Origin of the sequence: Kitasatospora sp. NPDC059571, assembly GCF_042735675.1 — a bacterium.
Classification (GTDB): domain Bacteria; phylum Actinomycetota; class Actinomycetes; order Streptomycetales; family Streptomycetaceae; genus Kitasatospora.
In genome coordinates this window covers 1-1,480 of the sequence record NZ_JBHWBW010000817.1, presented here as the reverse complement: position 1 = coordinate 1,480, position 1,480 = coordinate 1, and the positions used below count along the sequence as shown (strand labels likewise).

Sequence of the window (1,480 nt, the reverse complement as noted above, 5' to 3'; positions counted from 1 at the left end):
GAACGCGGCGTCGTAGCTGGCCAGTTCGAGGCGGCCGAAGGCGCCTGCGGCGTAATCGGTCTTGCGCCACCGGCCGTCCCCGTCGGCCGCCCAGAGGGCTGGCAGGGTCCGCCCGTCCACCAGGCAGGGCCGGTCGGCGGCCAGCAGCGAGCGGGCCAGCGGGTGCAGCAGGGCGGGTGTCAGCAGCGGGTCGAGGCGGCCCAGCGCGGGGGCGAGCACCCGGGCCGCGACCTCCCAGGCCGGTGCCCGGCCGGCCAGCCGCAGGCTGCGGTCGGCGGGTACGGCCAGGAGGCGCTGCCGGGCGGCCACGTAGCGGACCACCGCGGCGGGGTCGACCCGCCCGCCCGGTGCGGCGCCGTCCTCGCCGGCCAGCCGCTCCCGCAGCAGCACCCCGTCGGAGAAGCCCAGCACCTCCGGCACCAGCCCGGTGAGCAGGCCGGCGAGGTCCACGGCGTGCCGCCCGAAGTAGCCGATCCCGGCGGCCTCCGCGGTCAGCGCCAGCACCCGATCGCGGCCGCCCGCGCGGATCCGTGCGGAGAGCGGTACGGCCAGGTGGGACCAGCGCGAGGGCAGTCCGGCGCGGTCCGACTCCAGCGCGAGCAGCTCCTGGTCCGGGCCGAGCAGCCGGGTCAGCGCGAGGGCCAGCGCGGGCGGCCGCAGCAGGGCCCGTACCTCCCAGTCGGCGCCCGGCAGCACGGTGCACGGGTGGCGGCGCAGCGCCGGCGGCACGTCCGACGCGTCGCCGAGGACGGGGAGCAGCGGGTGGACGGCCTGCGCGGGGAAGCCGGCCCGTTCGGCGCGGGCGGCAACCGCGGCGAGCGAGCCGCCGGAGGCCGGTGGGTCGTCGACCAGCAGCACCACGCCGTGCCCGCGCAGCACCTCCCGGACGGCGGCGCCGCGGCCGGGGAGCAGCTCGGCGCCGGGCCGCGTGGTGCCCGACACCACGGTGCGGTAGCCGAGCCGGCGCAGCGCGGCGGCCGCCAGCGGGCCGAGGTAGCTGCCGGAGGTGCGCACCCCCACCACGAGCAGCGGCAGCGCGGGCGCGGGGTGCACGGCGGCGAACCGGCGGACCAGCTCGACCACGTCCTCGGGGTGCAGGTCGAGGCTGCGGAAGCAGGCGGGCGGCCGGAGCACGTCGGCGCCCAGCAGCCGGGCGACGCCGTCGGTGCGGGCCGCGGGCCGCAGCTCGCCGAGGAGTCCGGCGGCCTGGGCGGGGCCCGCCGCGTCCGGGTCGACGACCAGGTCGGCGAGCCGGTCGACCACCCCGGCCAGCCGGCGGGTCCAGGCGTGCGCCGTACGCGCCGCGGGCCCGGCCGGCCGCAGCCGGGCGGCGCCCGCCACCCCGGCCAGGGCTGTGCGCACCGCCGCCGGGGGCGCCGGGCCGGGGGGCCCGCGGCCGGGGGGGGCGTGCGGGCGCGGGGGCGGCCGGGCCGGGGCCGGCAGCCGGTGCGGCGGGGGCTGGCGCGACCCCGGCGCGCGC

Annotated in this window: 1 protein-coding gene; it reads right to left on the bottom strand. The window is 82.0% G+C overall.

Translation table 11 applies throughout. The features are described 5' to 3' along the window. The coding region (locus tag ACFV0G_RS39285) for a hypothetical protein (protein WP_380558697.1) at positions 1–1,362 on the bottom strand (1,362 nt) is incomplete at its 3' end. Positions 1,363–1,480 lie beyond the last annotated feature (118 nt).